A 20,243-nucleotide genomic window follows, 5' to 3' on the forward strand; every position below is an offset into this window, starting at 1 on the left:
GTTTATTGGCCCCCTGCGCCGTAACGTGTTGCCCAAGCCTGTTCCAGGGCGGTGACCCAGCTTGGATGCGGTTCTGGGAGAGTTGGGCCAAGTTCTTCAGGTGTCAGCGTTGCAGGTCCAAGGTCCTGGGTATCGAACAATGCTTTTTCATTGGCTGGAAGGTCAGCCACGTTCAGTACTGTTGGGTCGCCCCAAATCTCCGGGTCCTGTTTGCGCATCTGGGTCATTGGTGACAGCAAATGGTTCGCGAAAACCTGTGCGCCTTCCTGAGCCGAACTGTTGAACGGAATGGCGACAAAGTGAGTATTGCCGACTGTGCCGCCATCAAAAACGAATGTACGTACAGTTGGTGGCAGTTCGCCGTTCACAATTGCTCCGGATGCATCACCCGGATTGAATGAAAAGGCGATGTCGATTTCACTGTCCGCAAGGAGTTGACGCATATGGGCCGCGTTCTTCGGGAAAGCTTGTCCCTGACGCCAGAGATGCGGATGCAGCTCATCCAGGAAATTGAACAACGGCGCCGTCTGCGCCTCGAATTCGTTCGGTTCGACCGGAGCAGACAGCACGGCTGTATCCGCGATGGTGTTGAGGAGTGCTTGCTTCAGGAAGGTCGTTCCATAGAAATTCGGCGGTTGCGGGTAGGAGAAACGGCCCGGATTGGACTTCGCATATGCGAGCAGCGCGTTGAGCGACGCTGGAGGTGTGTCGAGCCGTGCAGTGTCATACATGAAGACCAGCTTGGCCATGCCCCAAGGACTTTCTTGTCCGTCTGTTGGAACGGTAAAGTCGACCAGGACCGTCGGTTTGTTCTCCGTGTCGACATACGTCCAGTTCGGCAGGCTTTGTGCCCAATTTGGTTCTGCGAGCAAGCCACTTGTCTTCATGGCGGCAAAGTTTTCGCCGTTGATCCAGACGAGGTCGACGCCGCCACCGCTGGTCTTGCCGACCGACTTCTCTGCGAGCACCTGGGAGACGACACTCGCAGTGTCGCTGACCTTCACATGAACAACCCGGACATCATAGAGGTTTTCAACTTCCCGCGCGACCCACTGGATATAAGCGTTGATCCTGGGTTCGCCGCCCCACGCATGGAAATAAACCGTCTGTCCTTTGGCTTCGTCCAGAACATCTTGCCAGTCGCTGTCTTGTGCCGACACCGGCTGTAACATGAAAAGACCGGAGATGAGCGCAGCGGTAGCGATAAGCAGACGTTTCATTTCAATCCTCATGGTGCGGGAGTGTCCTCCCTCGCTTACGGCAACGAACACGGTCAAGACAAGGCTTTGTGATTAGCCTGCGCATCCGGACTGGGCTCAGACCGGCAGGATATGCGTGTCCTTTATTTCTTCCATGACCGCATAAGTATGCGTTTCCCGGACGCCGGGAAGGGCCAGCACCACATCAGACAGGAACGCCCGGTAGGCCTCCATGTCCTTGACCCGGCTTTTCATGAGATAATCGTATCCCCCGGCAACCATATGGCACTCCAGAATATCGGGCGCCCGTTCGACGGCGCGCTTGAAGGCATCAAAGATCTCCGGTGATGTGCGTTCCAGCCGGATTTCGACAAACACCAAAAGCCCCCGATCCACTTTCTTCGGGTCCAGGCTTGCCGAAAAATGTTCGATATATTTTTCCCGTGTCAGGCGTTTGACGCGCTCTGCGGTCGCTGTCGGAGATAGCCGGACTTTTTCCGAAAGGTCAGTGTTGGTGATCCGGCCGTCTTCCTGAAGTACCTTGAGAATTCGCCGGTCCGTTGCGTCGAGCATGTGGATTTTGTCCGAATATATGATTCTTGAAGTTATATACTTCGCAATTCGGATAAAAAATAGAGAAAAATACGGTCAACTGAGAGGTATCATAGATGAATGTATCGTTTGGCCTTGCTTGGGCCGCTTTGGGAGGTGCCTATGTCCGCAACCGCTGCCGTTTTGCCGGGCGTTAATGAAAGAGATCTGCAACCGTTTCGCGCCGACTATGCGCCGAGCGACAAGCCGCTTGTGGAAGCGCTTTTGAAAGAAGCTGCCGGGGACCCGGTCGTTGAAAAGCTGATTGATCAGCGGGCCCGCGGATACATCGATGACATGCGGTCAGTTCAGGTTGGTCTTGGCGGTGTCGAAGACTTCATGCGCGAGTTTGGGCTGACCACCCGAGAGGGTCTCGCCATGATGGTGCTAGCCGAGGCCTTGCTGCGGGTCCCGGATGCTGAAACAGCAGACAAGCTGATCGAGGACAAGCTGGCTGCGGCCAAGTTTGATGATCCAAGCGGCCCGAAATCCGACACTTGGCTCGTTTCGGCGTCATCCTGGGCGCTGGGCGTGACTTCCCGCCTTTTGCACCCTGGCGATACACCCCAGAATATTCTGTCCAGTCTGGTCAAACGCATGGGCATGCCGACGGTCCGGCTCGCCACTCGCAAAGCCATGCAACTGCTCGGGCATCAGTTTGTTCTGGGCGAAACCATCTCTAAGGCTTTGGAACGCGCGAAGACCCAGGAAGCCAAGGGCTACCGCTACTCCTATGACATGCTGGGCGAAGGGGCTCGGACCGAGAAAGATGCTGAGCGCTATTTCCAATCCTATGCCGCTGCGATCGAAGCGATCGGCAAATCAGCCGGCGACAAAAAGCTTCCTGATCGTCCCGGTATTTCGGTGAAGCTCTCCGCTCTGCATCCGCGGTATGAGGCCATCAAAGGCGCCCGTGTTCAGGAAGAGTTGCTGCCACGCCTCAGAAAACTCGTGCAAATGGCGCGCGAGCGGGATCTGAATTTCACTGTCGATGCAGAGGAGGCAGATCGCCTCGAAATATCCCTGGACGTCATCGCAGCACTTTTGTCGGACCCGGTCACAGAAGGTTGGGACGGCTTTGGACTTGCTGTTCAGGCCTATCAGAAAAGAGCCGTCGACGTGATCGACTGGCTGGTGGATGCTGCGCGCAAAACCGATCGCAAGTTGATGGTGCGTCTTGTGAAAGGCGCGTACTGGGATACGGAGATCAAACACGCCCAGGAAAATGGCGCGGACGGCTATCCGGTCTTCACCCGGAAGGCTGCAACGGACCTATCCTATCTGTGTTGCGCCAAGCGGATGCTGGCTGCACGCGATGTTCTTTATCCGCAATTTGCGACCCATAACGCGCTGACCGTCGCGCAAATCGTTGAGTTGGCCGGCGGAAATGCGGACGGCTACGAGTTCCAGCGCCTCCATGGCATGGGCGAAAGCCTGTTCAAATCCGTCTGTGAGCGGGATGGGTTCCCGACCCGGATTTATGCTCCGGTGGGCGGGCATAAGGATCTGCTGGCTTATTTGGTACGCCGTCTCTTGGAGAACGGCGCTAACTCGTCCTTCGTGACGATTGTCGGCGATACATCCGTGCCCGTTGAAGCCATGTTGGAGCGGCCGCGCGAAATTCTTGATGGTGGCCACCACGCCGCAAACCGCTCCATCCCGATGCCCGATGATCTTTATGGGGCTAGCCGGAAAAACTCAGATGGCGTCGAGTTCGGCTGGGCCGAAGAGCGCAACATTCTTGTTCGCGGAATGGCAAAGACCACAGCTCCGTTCACAGTTGCGACGCCGCTTGGTAAGGGGCTTCCAGCGAACGGCGAACCGAACCCGATCTTTTCTCCAATGGACGGGACAACCAAGGCGGGGACAGTTTCATTTGCCGACAAGGCAACTGCAGAAAAGGCAATGGATGTTGCTCAGGCCGGGTTCGAGCGCTGGTCACGCCGCCCCGTGGAAGAGCGCGCGGACATCCTGGCAAAGGTCGGGGATCTTCTGGAAGACAACCGCGATCGTCTTATGACCATCCTGTCGGTTGAGGCCGGCAAGTGTTTGCCGGACGGGATCGCTGAGATCCGGGAGGCCGTTGATTTCTGCCGCTACTATGCGCAAGAAGCGCGCACCCAGTTTGGCGATGGGCGCTTGATGCCCGGACCGACCGGCGAAGAGAACCGGTATCGTCATCGTGGCCGGGGCGTGTTCGTTTGCATCTCGCCCTGGAATTTCCCGTTGGCGATTTTCCTTGGCCAGATCAGCGCCGCCCTGCTTGCTGGAAATGCGGTCGTTGCAAAGCCTGCAGAACAAACGCCACTCATCGCCTATGAGACCGCAAAACTGCTCTATGAAGCAGGAGTTCCGGAAGATGTGTTCCTGCTCTTGCCTGGCGATGGCGAGGTTGGGGCTGCCTTGACCGCGCATCCGAAGGTCGCCGGCGTTGCCTTCACCGGTTCAACGGAAACCGCTTGGGCGATCAACCGGACACTTGCCATGAAACGCGGTCCAATCGTGCCGCTCATTGCAGAAACCGGTGGTGTCAATGCCATGCTGGTGGATGCGACGGCTTTGCCGGAACAGGTGTGCGACGATGTTATGATGTCCGCCTTCCGGTCCGCGGGTCAGCGCTGCTCCGCTCTGCGCCTGCTCTATGTTCAGGAAGATGTGGCAGATACTCTGTTAGCCATGCTGGAAGGCGCTGCAAAGGAGCTGGAGCTTGGTGACCCCCGTTTTCCTTCAACCGACATTGGCCCGGTGATCGACGATGAAGCCAAGGCCAACATTCAGGCGCATATCGACGAGATGCACGAAAGCCAAACGCTGCGCTTTGCCGGGAAAACGCCGGCAGGAAGCCTTGCCAACGGATCCTGGATCGCACCGCACATCATCGAATTGGACAAGGCGGAAGCGCTCACGCGTGAAGTCTTTGGCCCCGTTCTTCACGTTGTCCGGTACAAGGCTAAAGACATCGACAGGGTGCTCGATCAGATCGCAGCCACTGGCTACGGCTTGACGCTTGGTGTTCATAGCCGGATTGACGCCACCGTGAAGAAAGTTGTCGACCGCCTGTCGGTCGGCAATGTCTATGTCAATCGGAACACAATTGGTGCCGTAGTGGGAACCCAGCCGTTCGGTGGCTCCGGATTGTCCGGCACCGGACCCAAAGCCGGTGGACCCGCTTATCTGACCCGCTTTGCCTTGGAGCAGGTGGTTTCGATCAATACGGCTGCTGCCGGTGGCAACGCAAGTCTAGTCGCTGCGTCGGACGACTAGAGCGGTTTTTGAGACTGGGGCGAATTGACGAAACAATCGCCCCAGTCTCCATCACCTTCGCCGAAGGGGATGTAGCCGCGTGCCGCTAAGAACTCAGGCAGGTCCGTGTTCGATTGGGCTTCGGTAAGGGCGGTTTCAAAACCATCAAATTCTCTGGCTGCCAAGTTTTCGTCCTCCGCCAGAATTCGTCCCGAAGAGACAGCTTCCCTGGCCAGAGGCATAAGCTCCGAGTATCCGAGATCGGCGATCGCTATCAACCAGCCGTTCCAGACCGGGTCGTCCGGTGGCGGGGCAGCTTCCGATTTCAGGAAGCCCCGAAGACTGCGTTCCGCGGAGACTGCATTGACCCTGCCCTTGAGAGCCTCGTAGGTCCAGGCCCTCAAAAACGCATCCCGGATCATGAAATCCAGCGTGTCATTCTGAAAGCCTTCCCAAAGATCCGTTGCCTTTCCACGACTGAGGCACATCAGGACACGGGGAAAAGTTTCGCCCACTCCAACTTCTCCGATAAGGTTCGTGAAGAGGAGAGGCCGTTTAGTGACAAATTTGTAAAGGCTGTCAAATGTCTTTGGCGTTTGAAGGACGGCGAGGAGGTGAAGGCCGAGGTAAAAAGACTTCTTTTCCACCACGTCCACTTCAATGCCGTTTGCAGCCTTGCCAAGGATTGGCAGAAAGATGGCCGCTGAGCGAGCCGGGTTTTCAAGACAATACGCAAGCGTTTTAGCGGGAAACGTTTCCCGATCCGCCAGGTTTTCCAAGATGTCACGGCGATCAAGCATAAAACCTCCGGAGAAACTCTATCACAGGTAGAAAGTGACTTTCAGCCTCCCCTTGGCTTCACCCGCCGTGTGGCTTCAGCTGAAGTCGGATCATCCGGCCATGGATGTTTGGGATACCGACCTTTCATGTCGGCTTTCACGTCGGACCAGGACCCCGCCCAAAAGCCTGGCAGATCCTTGGTGATCTGGATGGGTCTCTGGGCGGGAGAAAGAAGCTCCAGAAGCAGCGGCAAACGTCCGTTGCAGACCGACGGATGTTCACTGAGGCCGAACAACTCCTGCACACGGATAGACATAGTCGGCCCTGCTGCCGCGCCATAGTCGATTGGTACCCGGCTCCCAGTCGGGGCCGTGAAATGGGACGGCGCGATGGCTTCAAGTTTCTCAGTCGCATCGTAAGGAAGTTTTGCGGCGAGCGCGGTTCCGAGCACGGCAGCGTCAATCGCGGTCAAGCTGGTCAGGCCAGCGAGAAACGGTGCAAGCCAGTCCTCGAGGCTGGCGGTGAGCGCATGGTCTGACAGATCCGGGAGATCGGCTGTACCATTGTCCCGCGCATAGGCCAGACGCTTGCGCAGACGGTCCTGATCCTTGCTCCAGGGGAGGCGGGAAATCCCGCGCCGCCGGACCTCTGACAGGAGGGCCTTCTCGATAGCTGCCGGATCGGGTGATGTTATGTTTCGCGATAGCAACTCGACGGCCTTGTACCGCAAGACACGCCGTGCCTTCAGGGCACCTTCTTTGGTCAGTTGCACCTCATCGTCTTCAATGATGTCGTTGGAAAACAATTCCTCGATTTCATCGCGGCTTATGGGCGCGCAAAGCTGGATCCTGCCACTTGCCGCTTTGCCCTGAATATCCGCTACAGTCAGGAATGGTTCTGATGCCAAGCCATGCTCCGTGGGCAGCTCGGCGCCCCGGCCATTCGCCAACCGGAAGCGCCCCGTTGCGCCTCGTGCCTGGGCGACGCGATCTGGATAGGCGAGAGCGAGCAGCATGCCGCCGCTTTCGATATCGATTTCCGAGCCGCTGCCGCCGGCAAGTTTCAACCACCGCGCTGCTAGGGCTTTGCCGTCCTTTGCGCGTTGGCCTCTGTCGTTCTTCAAAGCCTGCAAACGCGTGCGCAGATCGGGATCGCGTCCTACGAGCCCAGGTTCAGAAAGCAACAAGGCGATGAGCGCTGCCGTATAGCCCAGATCCCGCGCCGCACCCTCCATCACCATGTGGGCGAGCCGCGGATGCAAAGGAAGCTTTGCGAGGCTTTTTCCCTCCGCTGTCAACCGCCCGGAACTGTCGAGCGCATGTAAGTCCGCCAATAGCGCGACCGCTTCGTTCCAGGCAGCTGTTGGTGGTGGATCTGGAAACGTGAGAGATGCCAGATCCGAGGTGCCCCAGGCCGCAAGATCCAACACGAGGCCGGTGAGATCGGCTTCTAGAATTTCCGGTGTCTCGGCTGCGGGCAGCGAAACAGTTTGCGCTTCGTCCCAAAGCCGGTAACACACACCTGGTTCCGTCCGCCCGGCACGCCCCCGTCTTTGGTCAGCAGAAGCTCTAGAAACCCGCACTGTCTCCAAACGTGTGAGGCCCGTTTGAGGCTCATATTTAGGAACGCGCGCTAGGCCGCTGTCGATCACGACACGCACCCCCTCAATTGTCAGGGAGGTCTGCGCAATGGCGCTGGCGAGCACGATCTTGCGATTGCCGTCTTTGGCTGGCCGGATGGCTGCGTCCTGCGCCTTGCTGTCCAGGCCGCCATAAAGCGGGGTGATTTGGCAGTTTGGGGCAACTTTTCCAGCAAGCAGATCCGCCGTCCGTTTGATGTCGCCCTGACCGGGCAGGAAAACAAGAACAGAACCGCTTTCTTCGCGGATGGCCTGTTGAACGGCCCTTGCGATCTGATGTTCGAACCGCTCATTTTGAGCGCGGCCAAGGTAACGCGTTTCAACCGGAAAACTGCGGCCTTTGCTTTCGATCACAGGAGCGTTGCCGAGCAACTGGGCGATGCCGGATGCGTCAATCGTCGCGGACATCGGGACGAGCCGAAGATCCTCCCGCAAGGCGCGTTGTACGTCCAGGCTTAGGGCGAGACCTAGATCTCCATCGAGCGACCGCTCGTGGAATTCATCAAAGAGGATTGCGGCAACACCGCTCAATTCCGGATCATCGAGAACCATGCGGGTGAACACACCTTCGGTAACAACCTCGATCCGTGTTTGAGCGCTTACCTTGGTTTCCATGCGCACGCGGTAACCAACTGTTTCGCCGGGACGTTCGCCAAGTTCACTTGCCATACGCCGGGCGGCGGCTCGCGCGGCAAGGCGCCGTGGTTCCAGGACCAGTATCTTGCCGTCCCCCCTCCAAGAAGCATTCAGAAGCGCGAGCGGTACGCGTGTCGTTTTGCCGGCGCCTGGTTCTGCAACAAGAACAGCGTTGGTGTTTGTCTTTAGCGCTGAGAGCAGTTCCGGCAGAACCCCGTCAATCGGTAAGGACGTTTTGAACTCTGGTGTCTTTGCCACGGATGATCGGGGCCTCACGCCGGGATTGTTGCCGGATTGACTATCCATTCGCGCCCGCGCCGATCGACCGCAAATTGTTCGGGTTGTCGGGCATAGGCCGCCAAACCCTCCAGCGCAGGGTCCGGATGACGCACAATAAAGGTCGGGATTTTGTGCATCAGCTGTTCATGAGGCGCCTTTGCTTCAAAGGCAGCGCGGAAATTTCCGTCCGTCAAGAACTGCGGGATGCGCGGCGTGATGCCGCCGGTCAGATACACACCGCCGCGAGCAAGGGTCGTCAATGCAAAGTCCCCTGCAACACGGCCAAGAGCCCTTGCAAAAACCTGGAGCGTTTTCAGAGCAACGGGGTCGTTCTCTTCTGCCGCCTTCGTGATCATCGCGGGCGTCGTATAGTCCCGGGTCATATCCATCCACGTGGAAACGGCTCTGGCGAGGCGCGGAAGCCCTGTGCCACTCAATACTTCTTCGGCCCCGATACGACCATTGCGCTTGATTATGAAAGGCCAAATCTCAAAGTCTTCGGAAGTTACGGGACCCAGTTCCACATGCCCGCCTTCTCCGGGAACCGGTACCCAGGTGTCGGCCGCATAGATCATCGACGCCGCTCCAAGGCCAGTGCCGGGCCCAAGAACAAATTTTGTTGCGTTTGGCCGGGCCTCACCCTTACCAACCTGCTCAATATCCGCACCTTGATATCCAGGCAAGGCAAGGGCTTGCGCTTCGAAGTCATTGAGGACAATAACCCGGTCAAAACCAAGCTCTGAGATCATCTTGAGCGGCTCGATCACCCAAGCTGCATTTGTCAGCGGAATAGCATCACCAGTCACAGGGCCGGCAACCGCAATGATCGCCGTTCGCGGATTTTTTGTAGTGTTTGGTAAAACAGTCTGCCGAATGGCTGAGGAAACATCGGCATGATCTGCGGTTGCAGTCTTGCCGCACATCCGGGTGGGTGCCGTCTCATTCTCGACCATCGCGAAACGCGCATTCGTGCCGCCAATATCGGCAACCAGGACCGGATAAGAAAAGGGGGCTTGGGATTGGAACGTCATTGGGCAGCCGCGCCCACTTCCGGTGTGTTGGACGTTGTCGTCAATCCAGTCAGGCGGGATGACCGAAGCAGAATCCCAGCCGTTGAAGGGTTCAACGCCATGGGCATGTCATACACAACAGCAAGGCGCATCAATGCTTTTACATCAACATCGTGGGGCATCGGGGACAGCGGATCGACAAAGAAAATCAAGCCATGAAGGCGTCCCTCGGCAATCATCGCACCAATTTGCTGATCGCCGCCCAACGGGCCGCTTTTAAATCGATTGATATTCAGGCTGGGACAGGCCTCTTGTATGCGTCCGCCCGTTGTGCCGGTCGCGACAAGATCGAAAGATGTCAGTTTCTCTTCATGCCGTTCTGCAAACTCGACCATGGCGTCTTTTTTGGCATCGTGGGCCACCAGGGCAAGGGTTGGTTTGGCGGGCATGAGAGGCGTCCTTTGAGAACGGATTGGAAATTGTTTTTGTGTTTAGCGTCAAAGGCGGCCAGGCGCAAAGAAAGATCGGAATTTGCTGAGACAGTTTCGCTCGATCAGACCGGAAGGCCGCTGAAATCAGAATACAAAAAACGCACCTGTCGGAACAGGTGCGCTTAAAAGACACTCGATGGAGACGTGGCTTTTTCAGTCGAACAAATTACAACGCACTGGTTCACGTGCGGAGACAGTGTGGAAGTAGTTGTCCGGTTCTGGCATCGAAATTCCGGCAATCTCCATGACGAGTTTCATGCGGATTGCATCCGCAAAGCCTTCTTTCGATCGCACAGGGATTGCAAACGAACCCGGGCCACCAATCACGCAGTCTTCGTAATAATGGTCGAGGTTCAGCATGGCTTGCCAGGTGTTTTTGTTTGATTTCATCATCAACGGAAGCCCGTTGATGGTCACGCCGGCGTTCACCATGCGGTCACGCATGGCTGTCACTGAGCCGCCCTGGTTGTTCGGGCCATCGCCCGAAATGTCGATGACCTGCCGCAAACCCGTGTACTTGTTGTTCTGAACCATCCAGACCGATTTCTCCAGTGCGGAGGAAATCGATGTTCGTTGCACCTGCCGCAACGGAGCTTCAGAAACCTTGGAAGCGAAATGCGCCGCTGAAGCCGCATCTTGGACAACTGTCCAGTCGGCGACAACGAAATGTTCGTCAACACCGCCCCATTCCATGTACATGATTGCGATTTTGCCTATTGGACCGACCTGTATCGCATCCAGAAACTCTTGAGATGTCAGAGCCGAGATATATCCAGCGCGCTGGATCTCCTGCTCTTCGGTATCCATGGATTGGGAAATGTCGACAGCGAGCACCAGTTCAACGTCTACTTCGTTGGCGGGATCATAGCTGTATTGCGCTGAAACAAGTGGCGACCTCAAAAAGTCGCGTGCTTGAGTTTGCGTGGAAAATACGGTGACCACGCAGAGGAAGAGAAGTAACTTAAACGCTTTCAGTGCACAGTTTTGTGTTGAGTCGAGACGCATTGGTTTCTCCATCTTTCGGTCGTCTGACCAGGTCGCCACGTCTCCCCTTTTTGTTATTTTGTTATGTAATTTCTTATCTTTTCGTTTCTCGCTAATCCTACTTAGGTACTTTGACTCATTTGGTCGCTGCTCGTGAATTACTGAGCAAACAATGTGCCAACTGTACTAGATTTATGATTAACCGGCAAAATCAAATGCGCACAGAGTGCATTTATTCCACAGAAGGGAAATAAGTGCCGGTTTGCTCGGCAAAAATTGCCACTTGCTCTGAAGATGCGAAAATGATGCGGCATTTTTTGCCGGTCGCGTCTCCGCCGGAAAAACGTCGCTTTGATCAAAAATGCGGCAGTTTGCTGCATTTTTGTGACGCTTTTTTATTGACGCAAAGCTCTTGAAGCGACATGATCTGCAGAAATTCTCACTATGTGAAGAATTTTTCAAATGCCTTTTGCGAAGACCGATAAATGGTCGTGGCAATGGCGGATCAGGCTGGTTCGAGGGAGCTGCCTGGTCAAACGTGTTTGAGATTAAACTCTTGGGAGCGGGTTTCTCGATGGCTGTACGCGGCGACGATTTGACATCTCACATGGCCATCCGGGCTGCGTGGCTGTCGTTTGTCGGTGGCCGGACGCAAGGTGAGATCGCGGCTCAGCTTGGTGTCTCTCCCGCCAAAGTCCATCGTTTGATTGCACACGCGCAAAAGGCCGGGCACGTAAAGTTCCAGATCGACGGCAGGCCAATGGAATGCCTGCAGCTGGAACGGGAGCTGACGTCTCATTTCGGTCTGTCCAATTGCATCATTGCCCCGGATGTCGGCAGCGGCGATGAAGATGCAGCCTTGCGGGCGGTGGCTGTTTCCGCCGCGCAGTTCTTATCAGGTCTTCTTGGTGGTGCTGGTGTGAAGCGGTTGGGCGTTGGCATGGGGCGCACATTGACGGCATCAGTCGAGGCCTTGCCGAAGATCCAGCGCAGCGACCTTGAGATCATGTCGATCTGCGGATCCTTGACGCGCACTTTGGCCGCCAACCCTTACGACATCGTCCAGAAGATGCAGGAGCGGACTGGTGGCGTCGGATACTATCTGCCGGTGCCGTACTTTGCCGAAAATCAGGACGAAAAGTCCATGTTTTTGACCCAGCGCAGCGTTCAGGATCTGATGAGCCGCGCGCGCCAGTCTGATGCCTTTCTGATTGGTCTGGGTTCGGTTGAAAATGAGGGGCACCTCGTGCAGCGCGGCATGATCTCCAAGCAGGAGCAGGAAAATCTGATGTCCGGCGGCGCCGTTTGTGATTTGATGGGGCGCTTCTTGACGATTGACGGAGAATTGGCTCCCGACCCGCTCGGAGATTGTGCGGTCGGCCTTCATTTTGATGAAGTACGGGGGAGTCGTGTGATTGCGCTGGTGGGTGGTGAAAGCAAGGTGGATGCAACACTTGCTGCACTGCGTACCGGTGTCATTACCGATCTGGTTGCGGATGAGAGCCTAGCAAAAGCTCTCAGCGCGCGGGTCGGGTTACAGTTGGCACAGTCTGCATAAAGCAGCTGGGTCTCTCGAGGGGAAATGGGCCCGCCGAAGGCAGGCCCCCGCATGTCGGAGGACATATACGTGAAGAAAATTCTGACCATCAGCACCGCTTTGGCGGGTCTGGCGTTTTCGGTGGCCGGTGCAATGGCCGCCGACATCAAGCCGGCAGTGCTCTACGATCTGGGCGGCCGTTTTGACAAGTCTTTCAACGAAGCAGCCTACACCGGCGCTGAGCAATTCAAAGCGGATTACGGCACCGAGTACCGCGACTTCGAGATCCAGAACGACAGCCAGCGCGAGCAGGCTCTGCGGAACTTCGCGAAACGCGGCATGAACCCGATCGTTGCAATCGGTTTCTCTCAGGCCAATGCGGTTGAGAAAGTCGCGCAGGAATTCCCGGACACCCAGTTTGCGATCGTCGACATGGTCGTTGATCTTCCGAACGTTCGCTCAATCCTGTTCAAGGAACACGAAGGCTCCTACATCGTGGGCATGCTCGCTGCGATGGCGTCTGAAACCGACAAAGTCGGCTTCGTTGGCGGTATGGACATTCCGCTGATCCGCAAATTTGCTTGCGGCTACAAGCAGGGTGTGATGGCGACAGCGCCGGACGCTGAAGTCTTTGAAAACATGACCGGCACGACAGGGGCCGCATGGAACGACCCGGTCAAGGGCGGTGAGCTGGCAAAGTCCCAGTTCGACAGCGGCGCTGACGTTGTCTACCACGCGGCTGGCGCCACCGGCATCGGTGTTCTTCAAGCTGCTGCAGATGCCGGCAAGCTCGGCATCGGCGTCGACAGCAACCAGAACGGCCTGCATCCGGGCTCTGTTTTGACGTCGATGCTGAAGCGCGTAGACATCGCCGTTTACCAGGCATTTGAAGATGCTGCTAACGACTCGTGGTCTTCAGGCTTTGAAGTGCTTGGCCTGAAAGAAGGCGGTGTTGATTGGGCTCTGGACGACAACAATGCAGAACTCGTTAGCGATGAAATGAAGGCTGCTGTTGAAGAAGCATCCAACAAGATCATCTCCGGCGAAATCGTCGTTCACGACTACATGTCTGATCAGAACTGCCCAGTCTAATCTGGTTTGTCTTGGCATCCCGCGCGGTTCTGCGTGCGGGATGCATTTCTTTGGGTTTTCCCGGTTCGCGGTCTAGCGGGGATCTGATGGTCCGTTTTCGTACAGGAATAGTGTCTGTCGTTTTAGGAAGCTTGGCAGCCTTTGCTGCGCAAGCCGAGCCGGCGATTGTGTATTCGGTCGGCGGCAAATTTGATGGCTCCTTTAACGAGAGCGCTTATGACGGCGTCAAACGGTTCACCGATGAAACCGGCGAGGCTGTGCGGGAGTTTGAGCTGGAACGCGATGCGCAGAGCCTTCAAGCACTAAGGAACTTTGCCAGCCGTGGCAGTGAACCAATTGTTGCCATCGGGTTTAACCAGGCAAATGCGCTGGGCCAGGTGGCGTCGGAGTTTCCGGAAGAAGATTTTGCCATCGTCGATATGGTGGTCGAGCAGCCAAATGTCCGTTCCTACGTCTTCAAGGAGCATGAAGGCGCCTACATCGGTGGTTTGCTGGCCAGCATGGCCTCAAAAACTGGGACGATCGGATTTGTCGGCGGCATGGATATTCCGATCATTCAGCGTTTCTTGTGCGGCTATAAGCAAGGTGCACTGGCGGCAAATCAACAAACCAAGGTCCTGTCGAATATGACCGGAGACACGCCGGCAGCGTTTGCCGATCCGGTGCGCGGCGCGGAATTGGCGCGCGGCCAGATCAATCGCGGCGCGGATGTGGTTATCCAGGCAGCGGGTGGGACCGGGATTGGCGTCTTGCAGGCTGCCGCAGATGCTGGGGTCCTCGGACTTGGTACAGACAGCAATCAGAATGGCCTGCATCCGGGCAAGGTACTGACATCCATCCGCAAGCGCGTGGACAATGCAGTTTACGACAGTTTTACCACTGCAGTGAATGGATCCTTCGCTCCAGGCATCCAGGTTCTGGGCCTTAAGGAAGGCGGAATGGACTGGGTGCTGGATGAAAACAATCAGGACCTGATTTCAGAAGACATGAAAGCAGCTGCAGATGCAGCGGTCGACGCAATCTCCAAGGGGGAGATTGTGGTCCATGATGTGGTGGCGGATGGGCCGTGCCCTTTTTGAAGGCATGCCTGAACGCTGAACAGGACACAGCAAGAATGACAAAAAGTAATCGTCACGCCTGGGGGATGGCATGAGCGAAACACCTGCAATTGAGCTGCGCAAGATCAACAAAAGCTTTGGGGCGGTCCATGCCAACAAGGACATCGACCTTGTTGTAAAGAAGGGATCAATCCACGGCATTATCGGTGAAAATGGCGCGGGCAAATCGACCTTGATGTCGATCCTTTACGGCTTTTATCAAGCTGATACCGGAGACATTCTGGTCAACGAAAATAAGGTCACGATCTCGGATTCAAAGGCTGCGATCGGGATGGGGATCGGGATGGTTCACCAGCACTTCATGCTGGTCGACAATTTCACCGTTCTGGAAAATGTCGTTCTTGGCGCCGAAGACAGTGCGCTTCTGGCCGGCGGTCTTAACCGGGCCCGATCCGAACTGCATCGCCTGGAAACCGAATATGAGCTTCGGGTTGATCCGGAAGCAATCACCGGTGAGCTGCCGGTCGGACTTCAGCAGCGTGTTGAAATTCTGAAAGCACTCTATCGCAGCGCCGAAGTCCTGATCTTGGATGAACCGACCGGCGTTTTGACGCCTGCTGAGGCGGACCACCTGTTCAAGATCCTGGAAGTTCTGAAGAACGAAGGCAAAACCATCCTGCTGATCACGCACAAACTGCGCGAGATCATGGCTGCGACCGACATGGTGTCTGTCATGCGCCGCGGAGAGATGGTGGCGACCCGCGAGACCAAGAACACCTCAATGGAGGAGTTGGCCGAGCTGATGGTCGGGCGCAGCGTCTTGTTGCGGGTCGACAAGAAACCAGCTGAACCCAAAGCGCCCGTTCTCGAGGTGGAAAACCTCACGGTGACAGACAGCCGCGGCGTCGAAGTTGTGAAGGATGTTTCTTTCAAGGTGCATGAAGGCGAAATCGTTGGCATTGCGGGCGTATCCGGTAACGGGCAGTCAGAACTCCTTGAAACTCTTTCCGGCATCCGTCGCGCCACCCGGGGTACCTTGAAAATCAACGGTGAGACGATTGATCTGGCCAACCGGGCACCGGACGCCGCCGATATGCGCGCAAAGAGCATGGGCCATGTTCCAGAAGACCGGCACCGTATGGGGCTGATCAACAGTTTCGCCGAGTATGAGAACTCCATTCTCGGGTATCACCGGGATCCTGCCTATTCAAAAGGCCTTCTGCTCGACCTGCCAGCGATCAAGAAAAATGCGGTCGATGAAATCGAGAAATACGATATCCGGCCGCCAAATCCGATGCTCAAGACCGCTAACTTCTCAGGTGGCAACCAGCAGAAGGTTGTTCTGGCTCGGGAAATCGAAAGGGACCCAAACATCCTTTTGGTTGGCCAGCCGACCCGTGGTGTGGACATCGGCGCTATCGAATTCATTCACAAGCGGCTCATTGAACTGCGTGATGCAGGGAAAGGCATCCTTTTGGTTTCCGTGGAGCTCGACGAAATCCGTGGCCTGTCCGACAGGGTGCTTGTGATGTTCGACGGCAAGGTCGTGGGCGAACGTGGCGCGGATGCTGAAGAAAGTGATCTTGGCCTGCTGATGGCCGGGATTGAGGACAAAAAGATCGCCGTTGAAGGAGACGTCCAATGAGTGGCGGCCAGCTACCCCGGTGGGTCGATTACGGCCTGATCCCGTTCCTGAATCTTGCGGCCGCATTTCTGGTCTCCGGTCTTGTGGTGATCTTGATCGGTGAAAACCCCATCGATGCTGTCAAAGTCCTGATCTGGGGCTCTCTCGGTTACACGGAAGGCTTCGGATACACACTCTTTTATGCGACCAACTTCATCTTCACCGGGCTCGCGGTGGCAGTCGCGTTTCACGCAGGCCTCTTCAACATTGGCGGTGAAGGGCAGGCGTATCTGGGCGGTCTAGGCGTGGCCATAGCGTGTTTGGCATTGGACCATTATGTGCCGTGGTACGTCACATTGCCTTTCGCTATTCTTGGATCCGCTTTGATGGGCGCGGCATGGGCCTTCATCCCTGCCTGGCTTCAGGCTACGCGCGGCAGCCACGTGGTTATCACTACCATCATGTTCAACTTCATTGCCGCCTCCTTGATGGTCTATCTGCTCAATGGCTTTCTGAAAAAGCCGGGCTCCATGCAGAACGAGACCCGCACTTTTGAAGATGGCGGCCGCTTGCCGTTCCTGAACGACATTTTCCCGTCTTTCGGCTTCGGTTTTGCGCCGGTCAATCTGGCACTGTTTGTTGCGTTGGCAGCCTGTGTCCTGGTTTGGCTGTTGATCTGGCGGACCAAGCTCGGATTTGAAATCCGCTCCTTTGGCGCCAACGCGACCGCGGCAGTCTATGCAGGCATTTCGCCGGTCCGCATCACAGTGGTGACCATGCTGATTTCCGGCGGGCTTGCTGGCATGATGGCAATCAACGAAATCATGGGATCCCAGCATCGCCTATTGATCGATTTCGTGACCGGGTATGGCTTTGTTGGGATCGCCGTTGCGCTGATGGGCCGGGCTCATCCGGTCGGGATTCTGCTGGCGTCAATCCTGTTCGGGATGCTGTACCAGGGCGGTGCGGAGCTTTCTTTTGAGATGCCAAACATCACGCGCGACATGATCATCGTGATCCAGGGCCTGGTGATCCTGTTTGCCGGCGCGCTTGAGCATATGTTCCGGCCGGCCATTGCCCAGTTTTTCATGCCCACTCGGCCCAAAACGGCGCAGGAGGCTTGATCATGTTTGAGACGTTGATCCTGACACTTGATTCGACGGTCCGCCTGTCAACGCCGCTCCTGCTCGCCTGTCTGGCAGGGCTTTACTCCGAACGTTCGGGGATCGTCGACATTGGCCTGGAAGGCAAGATGCTTGGCGCTGCCTTTGGCGCCGGTGCGGTCGCCTATATCACCGGCAACGCCTGGATTGGGCTCATGGCGGGCATTGCCGTATCGATTGGCCTGGCGCTCATCCACGGATTTGCGTCCATCACCAACCGCGGCAACCAGATTGTCTCCGGCGTTGCCATCAACTTCCTTGCGGCCGGATTGACGGCCCTGCTCGGACAAACCTGGTTCAGCCAGGGGGGACGGACGCCGTCGCTTCAAGGGGATGGCCGCTTCCGCGACATCGTCTTGCCGGGCGCTGAGCAAGTGCGCGATGTGCCGATTATCGGCCCGATCTATGCCGAGCTTTTGTCCGGTCATAACATCCTGGTCTATGCGGCCTTCGTTGCCGTGCCTGTGACATGGTGGGTGCTGTTCCGCACGCGTTTCGGTTTACGACTTCGTGCGGTGGGTGAAAACCCGGCCGCCGTGGACACGGCAGGTATTTCGGTGACCTGGCTTCGCTACCGGGCCGTGATTGCATGCGGCATTCTCTGCGGGCTTGCGGGCAGTTATCTTTCGATCGCTCAGTCTGCCGGTTTCATCAAGGATATGACCGCCGGTAAGGGCTTTATTGCGCTTGCAGCGCTGATCTTCGCCAAGTGGAGGCCTGCGAGCGCAATGTTCGCTTGCCTGCTCTTTGGGTTCCTCGATGCAACGGCGATCCGCATGCAAGGACAAGAGGTCCCGGGCATTGGCGAGATCCCGGTCCAGTTCTTCCAGGCGCTTCCATACATTCTGACGGTGATCCTGCTAGCTGGCTTCATCGGGAAAGCGATCCCGCCGAAAGCTGCTGGCATTCCGTATCTTAAGGAGCGGTCATGAGCGATCTGGATAAGCTGTTCGAGGCCGCCAAAGCGGTGCGCGAAAAGGCGTATGCCCCTTATTCCAACTTCCTGGTTGGGGCAGCATTCCGCACTCCGGATGGGACGATTTTCACCGGCTGCAATGTGGAGAATGCATCCTACCCGGTCAGCGTTTGCGCGGAAGGCGGCGCGGCCAGTGCGATGATTGCGGCTGGTTACCGGGAAATCGAAGAAGCGGTCGTGATTGGCGATGCGGCCCTATGCACCCCGTGCGGTATGTGCCGTCAGCGGTTTGCAGAGTTCGGAACTGAAAATCTTGTGGTCCATGTTGCGGACCTCAACGGCATTCGCCGCAGCTTCACACTTGATGAATTGCTGCCGGCTGCATTTGAACTAGAAGACAAGAAGGACTGATCCACCATGAGTGGTTATGGCCGTGAGTGCGCGGATATTGTACGCGCCGCCCGTGAGGGCTCCTATAAAATTGGCATGATTCTGGGATCAGGGCTCGGAACCCTGGCTGAAGAGGTCGAGGATGCAGTCCGCATTCCCTATGCCCATCTGACCGAGTTTCCGGTGTCCACGGTAACATCGCATTCCAGCGAGCTGGTTGCCGGCACACTTGCCGGTGTTCCTGTGGTCATCCTGTCTGGCCGCGCGCACTATTATGAACCCGGCGATCCGACGGTTATGCGGACACCAGTGGAAACCTTGAAGGAACTCGGCTGCGACATCCTGCTTGCGACCAATGCAGCAGGATCCTTGCGCGAAGACGTCGCTCCCGGCAGTCCGATGGTCATTTCTGATCATATCAATTGGTCGGGCAAAAACCCGTTGATCGGCGAAGAAGACGAAAAGCGGTTCCTCGATATGAGCGCGGCGTATGATCAGGACCTTAGGGCGGCAATGAAGAAAGTTGCCGAGGAAACTGGCGACCCTGTCGCAGAAGGCGTCTACATGTGGTTCTCCGGCCCGTCATTTGAGACACCTGCCGAAATCCGCATGGCTAAGATGTTGGGCGCAGATGCGGTCGGCATGTCGACTGTCCCGGAAGTCATCATGGCCCGGTTCCTGGGGATGCGTGTCGCAGCGATGTCCATCATCACCAACTACGGTGCTGGCATGCAAACCCATGCCTTGTCGCACGACGAAACCAAGTCTGTTGCGCTCACCGGTATGGAACGGATGAAGCAGCTTGTCCGCGCTTTTGTAAAAGAGGTCGGCCAATGACCGATATGATTGAGACCGCCAAACGGGCCCTTGGCCTGGTGGATTTGACCAACCTGAATGACGATTGCACGGCTGAAGATGTTACGGCTTTGACAAATCGCACGGTAACTCCGCATGGCGCCGTCGCTGCCGTATGCGTTTGGCCCCGTTTCGTAGCGCAGGCTGTCAAGGAACTCGCCGGAACTGGGGTCAAAGTTGCGACAGTTGTCAATTTCCCGGCTGGCGGTGAAGACACGCAAGCTGTGGTCGCTGAAACTCGCCAGGCGATTGCCGATGGTGCGGATGAGATTGATCTCGTCATGCCTTACCGGACGTTTGTTGAGGGCCGCAAAGGGTTCGCCGAAGAGCAGATCATTCAGGTCAAGGCCGCGATCCCAGAACCTGCCATCTTGAAGGTTATTCTCGAGACAGGCGAGATCAAGGATCCGCTCCTGATCCATGCCGCGTCCAATGTTGCGATCGCAGCCGGTGCGGATTTCATCAAGACCTCGACCGGCAAGGTTGCAGTCAACGCCACTTTGGAAGCTGCTGAAATCATGCTGACGGCCATCGAAGAAGCGCGGCGCGAAAACGCTGAGCGCGTTATCGGCTTTAAACCTGCCGGCGGGATCAAAACCGCTTCGGATGCGGCCGCTTATCTCGCGCTGGCAGACAAGATCATGGGACACAATTGGGTGTCCGCCTCAACCTTCCGTTTTGGCGCGAGCGGGTTGCTCGATGCTCTCACGGCAACGATAGACGGCAAAGACGCCGCAGTGGGTGAAGGATACTAAG

The 20,243-nt window shown here is 56.6% G+C and carries 17 protein-coding genes; 10 read left to right on the forward strand and 7 right to left on the reverse strand.

Going from position 1 to position 20,243, the window contains the following annotated elements:
* Positions 1 to 2: 2 nt before the first annotated feature.
* Both ACVDG4_RS18685 and ACVDG4_RS18690 read right to left on the reverse strand, forming a co-directional pair.
* The gene (locus tag ACVDG4_RS18685) at positions 3 to 1,220 is read right to left on the reverse strand and encodes an ABC transporter substrate-binding protein (protein WP_447236209.1); all 1,218 of its coding nucleotides are present in this window, start codon (positions 1,218 to 1,220) and stop codon (positions 3 to 5) included.
* A gap of 96 nt (positions 1,221 to 1,316) precedes the next feature.
* Positions 1,317 to 1,772: an Lrp/AsnC ligand binding domain-containing protein gene (locus ACVDG4_RS18690; protein WP_133948848.1), complete on the reverse strand. Its 456-nt coding sequence runs from the start codon at positions 1,770 to 1,772 to the stop codon at positions 1,317 to 1,319.
* Between the two features lie 141 nt (positions 1,773 to 1,913).
* On the opposite strand from ACVDG4_RS18690, the gene putA reads away from it, so the two are divergent.
* The gene (gene putA, locus ACVDG4_RS18695) at positions 1,914 to 5,054 is read left to right on the forward strand and encodes a bifunctional proline dehydrogenase/L-glutamate gamma-semialdehyde dehydrogenase PutA (protein WP_447236210.1); all 3,141 of its coding nucleotides are present in this window, start codon (positions 1,914 to 1,916) and stop codon (positions 5,052 to 5,054) included.
* Here the strand turns inward: putA and ACVDG4_RS18700 are convergent.
* The 5 genes from ACVDG4_RS18700 to ACVDG4_RS18720 all read right to left on the reverse strand — a co-directional run bounded on the left by ACVDG4_RS18700 (position 5,051) and on the right by ACVDG4_RS18720 (position 10,873).
* Positions 5,051 to 5,833: a hypothetical protein gene (locus tag ACVDG4_RS18700; RefSeq protein ID WP_447236211.1), complete on the reverse strand. Its 783-nt coding sequence runs from the start codon at positions 5,831 to 5,833 to the stop codon at positions 5,051 to 5,053. The genes putA and ACVDG4_RS18700 overlap by 4 nt on opposite strands.
* Before the next feature lie 41 nt (positions 5,834 to 5,874).
* Positions 5,875 to 8,346, reverse strand: coding sequence for an ATP-dependent helicase HrpB (gene hrpB / locus ACVDG4_RS18705; protein ID WP_447236212.1), 2,472 nt, complete (start codon positions 8,344 to 8,346; stop codon positions 5,875 to 5,877).
* Between the two features lie 14 nt (positions 8,347 to 8,360).
* Positions 8,361 to 9,398 (reverse strand): glucokinase, encoded by a 1,038-nt coding sequence (gene glk / locus ACVDG4_RS18710; protein ID WP_447236213.1) that lies wholly within the window; start codon positions 9,396 to 9,398, stop codon positions 8,361 to 8,363.
* Positions 9,395 to 9,826, reverse strand: coding sequence for a methylglyoxal synthase (locus tag ACVDG4_RS18715; RefSeq protein WP_055670500.1), 432 nt, complete (start codon positions 9,824 to 9,826; stop codon positions 9,395 to 9,397). Before ACVDG4_RS18715 ends, glk begins: the two co-directional genes overlap by 4 nt.
* Positions 9,827 to 10,021: 195 nt before the next feature.
* Positions 10,022 to 10,873 (reverse strand): DUF1194 domain-containing protein, encoded by an 852-nt coding sequence (locus tag ACVDG4_RS18720; protein ID WP_306148221.1) that lies wholly within the window; start codon positions 10,871 to 10,873, stop codon positions 10,022 to 10,024.
* A gap of 553 nt (positions 10,874 to 11,426) precedes the next feature.
* Here ACVDG4_RS18720 and ACVDG4_RS18725 point away from each other — a divergent pair.
* The 9 genes from ACVDG4_RS18725 to deoC all read left to right on the forward strand — a co-directional run bounded on the left by ACVDG4_RS18725 (position 11,427) and on the right by deoC (position 20,242).
* Positions 11,427 to 12,410, forward strand: a complete 984-nt coding sequence (locus tag ACVDG4_RS18725) for a sugar-binding transcriptional regulator (protein ID WP_209002332.1) — start codon at positions 11,427 to 11,429, stop codon at positions 12,408 to 12,410.
* A gap of 69 nt (positions 12,411 to 12,479) precedes the next feature.
* Positions 12,480 to 13,481, forward strand: a complete 1,002-nt coding sequence (locus ACVDG4_RS18730; RefSeq protein ID WP_133948838.1) for a BMP family lipoprotein — start codon at positions 12,480 to 12,482, stop codon at positions 13,479 to 13,481.
* Positions 13,482 to 13,567: 86 nt separating this feature from the next.
* Positions 13,568 to 14,560: a BMP family lipoprotein gene (locus ACVDG4_RS18735; RefSeq protein WP_306148223.1), complete on the forward strand. Its 993-nt coding sequence runs from the start codon at positions 13,568 to 13,570 to the stop codon at positions 14,558 to 14,560.
* Between the two features lie 70 nt (positions 14,561 to 14,630).
* Complete coding sequence (locus tag ACVDG4_RS18740; protein WP_447236214.1) at positions 14,631 to 16,184, forward strand: ABC transporter ATP-binding protein; 1,554 nt, start codon at positions 14,631 to 14,633, stop codon at positions 16,182 to 16,184.
* A complete protein-coding gene (locus ACVDG4_RS18745; protein ID WP_422019520.1) occupies positions 16,181 to 17,287 on the forward strand; it encodes an ABC transporter permease in 1,107 nt (368 codons plus the stop codon). The genes ACVDG4_RS18740 and ACVDG4_RS18745 overlap by 4 nt, the downstream gene beginning before the upstream one ends.
* A gap of 2 nt (positions 17,288 to 17,289) precedes the next feature.
* Entirely contained in the window at positions 17,290 to 18,258 is a 969-nt protein-coding gene (locus tag ACVDG4_RS18750) for an ABC transporter permease (RefSeq protein ID WP_133948830.1), read from the forward strand.
* Positions 18,255 to 18,653 carry a cytidine deaminase gene (locus ACVDG4_RS18755; protein ID WP_133948828.1) on the forward strand — a complete coding sequence of 133 codons (399 nt, stop codon included), beginning with the start codon at positions 18,255 to 18,257 and terminating at the stop codon, positions 18,651 to 18,653. The genes ACVDG4_RS18750 and ACVDG4_RS18755 overlap by 4 nt, the downstream gene beginning before the upstream one ends.
* Positions 18,654 to 18,659: 6 nt before the next feature.
* Complete coding sequence (locus ACVDG4_RS18760) at positions 18,660 to 19,469, forward strand: purine-nucleoside phosphorylase (protein WP_447236215.1); 810 nt, start codon at positions 18,660 to 18,662, stop codon at positions 19,467 to 19,469.
* Positions 19,466 to 20,242, forward strand: coding sequence for a deoxyribose-phosphate aldolase (gene deoC / locus ACVDG4_RS18765; RefSeq protein WP_447236216.1), 777 nt, complete (start codon positions 19,466 to 19,468; stop codon positions 20,240 to 20,242). Before ACVDG4_RS18760 ends, deoC begins: the two co-directional genes overlap by 4 nt.
* The last annotated feature ends 1 nt before the right edge of the window (position 20,243 follow it).

It is taken from the genome of Roseibium sp. MB-4 (genome assembly GCF_053005265.1).